A 2,501-nucleotide genomic window follows, 5' to 3' on the forward strand; every position below is an offset into this window, starting at 1 on the left:
ACGGTGATCCGGCCACCCATTCCACGCGCATCCGGCCACTGATTCCACGGCCATCCGGCCACCCAACCGGGTAGGCAGCTACGCAGGATTTCTTCACTACCATCGACCTCTTTTTCGAAGCAGAGAGGTCGTCGTGGAGCGTTTATCCATGCGTAAGATTCGCGAAGTACTACGTCTCAAGTTCGAGGTCGGACTATCGGCTCGCCAGATTGCGGTCAGCGTGCAGGTCGGTCGTGTCACCGTCGGCGACTACCTCAATCGTTTTGCCGCCAGCGGCCTCACCTGGCCCTGTTCGCTGTCCGATGCCGAGTTGGAGCAGCAACTGTTCCCGCCGGCCCCGGCGGTTGCCAGTGAGAAGCGGCCTTTACCCGATTGGGCATGGGTGCATGCCGAACTGCGCCGCCCCGGCGTAACCCTGGCGCTGCTCTGGCAGGAGTACCGTCTGAGCCAGCCGCAGGGCTTTCAGTACAGCTGGTTCTGTGAGCACTACCGAGCCTGGCAGGGCAAGCTGGACGTGGTGATGCGCCAGGAACATCGCGTTGGCGAGAAGTTGTTCGTCGACTACGCCGGGCAGACGGTGCCGGTGATCGACCGCTATAGCGGCGAGATCCGCCAGGCGCAGGTGTTCGTCGCGGTACTCGGCGCCTCCAGCTACACCTTCGCCGAAGCGACCTGGTCGCAGCAGTTGCCGGACTGGCTGGGCTCCCATGTCCGCTGCTTCGCCTTCCTCGGCGGCGTGCCGGAGATCGTGGTGCCGGACAACCTGCGCAGCGCGGTGAGTAAGAGTCATCGCTACGAGCCGGACATCAACCCGAGCTACCGCGATCTGGCCGAGCACTATGGCGTGGCGGTGGTGCCGGCGCGGGCGCGTAAGCCGCGCGACAAGGCTAAGGCCGAGGTCGGCGTGCAGGTGGTCGAGCGCTGGATCCTCGCCGCGCTGAGGAACCGCCAGTTCTTCTCCCTGGATGAACTCAACAGCGCCATCGCCTTATTGCTGGAGCGGCTCAACCGACGACCGTTTCGCAAGCTGCCGGGCTCCCGGCAGTCGGCCTTCGAAGCCCTGGATCGTCCAGCGCTGCGCCCCCTGCCGGAGCAACCCTACGTCTACGCCGAGTGGAAGAAGGCGCGGGTGCACATCGACTACCACGTCGAGGTCGATGGGCATTACTACTCGGTGCCGTACCAACTGGTGAAGAAGCAACTGGAAGTACGGCTGACGGCGCGCACCGTCGAGTGTTTCCACGCCAACCAGCGAGTGGCCAGCCACCTGCGCTCAATGCACAAGGGCAGGCACAGCACGCAGACCGAGCACATGCCCAAGAGCCATCGCGAGCACGCCGAGTGGACGCCACAACGGCTGATCCGCTGGGCTGAGCAGACCGGGCCGAACACCGCCGGCGTGATCAGCCACATCCTCGAACGGCGCATCCACCCGACTCACGGCTACCGGGCCTGCCTGGGCATCCTGCGCCTGGGCAAGACCCATGGCGAAGTGCGCTTGGAGCTGGCCTGCCGACGCGCCCTCAGCCTCGGCGCGTGCAGCTACAAGAGCCTCGAATCGATCCTGCGCCAGGGGCTGGAAAACCTGCCACTGGCTCAAGCCAACCTGCCTCTACTGCCAGACGACCACGCCAACCTGCGCGGCCCCGGCTACTACCACTGACCCCAAGGAATCCCACCATGCTGCCCCATCCGACCCTGGACAAGCTCCAGACCCTGCGCCTGACCGGCATGCTCAAGGCACTCGCCGAGCAACTGAAAACCCCGGACATCGACAGCCTGAGCTTCGAGGAACGCCTCGGCCTGCTGGTCGACCGCGAGCTGACTGAACGCGACGACAAGCGCCTGAGCAGCCGTCTGCGCCAGGCCCGGCTCAAGCACAACGCCTGCCTCGAAGACATCGACTACCGCAGCCCGCGCGGACTTGATAAGGCGCTGATCTTGCAACTGAGCAGTGGCCAGTGGCTGAGCGACGGCCTCAACCTGATCATCGGCGGCCCCACCGGTGTCGGTAAAACCTGGCTGGCCTGTGCCCTGGCCCACCAGGCCTGCCGAGAGGGCTACAGCGTGCGCTATCTGCGCCTGCCACGTTTGCTGGAAGAACTGGGTCTGGCCCATGGCGACGGCCGCTTCGCCAAGCTGATGAGCAGCTACGCCAAGACCGACCTGCTGATCCTCGACGACTGGGGCCTGGCCCCGTTCACCGGCGAGCAACGGCGCGACATGCTGGAGCTACTGGACGACCGTTACGGCCAGCGCTCGACCATCGTCACCAGCCAGATGCCGGTGGACAACTGGCACGAACTGATCGGCGATCCGACCCTGGCCGATGCCATCCTCGACCGCCTGGTGCACAACGCTTATCGGATCAATCTGAAGGGTGAATCAATGCGCAAACGGACGCAGAAATTGACGACGCCAGCCAACCCGGACTAACAATGCCACCCCTGCGTCGCTGCGCTCCGACTGCCCGGCCGGATGGCCGTGGAACAGGTGGCCAG

General features: G+C 64.9%; 2 protein-coding genes. Both read left to right on the forward strand.

The window, feature by feature from the left end; genetic code table 11:
• Nucleotides 1-148: 148 nt before the first annotated feature.
• Nucleotides 149-1,663, forward strand: coding sequence for an IS21 family transposase (istA, locus tag V0R62_RS26600; protein WP_074198792.1), 1,515 nt, complete (start codon nucleotides 149-151; stop codon nucleotides 1,661-1,663).
• Nucleotides 1,664-1,680: 17 nt separating this feature from the next.
• Nucleotides 1,681-2,436, forward strand: coding sequence for an IS21-like element ISPpu7 family helper ATPase IstB (gene istB, locus V0R62_RS26605; RefSeq protein WP_074198791.1), 756 nt, complete (start codon nucleotides 1,681-1,683; stop codon nucleotides 2,434-2,436).
• Nucleotides 2,437-2,501 lie beyond the last annotated feature (65 nt).

The sequence above is a fragment of the Pseudomonas carassii genome, assembly GCF_036324045.1.
GTDB lineage: Bacteria > Pseudomonadota > Gammaproteobacteria > Pseudomonadales > Pseudomonadaceae > Aquipseudomonas > Aquipseudomonas peradeniyensis.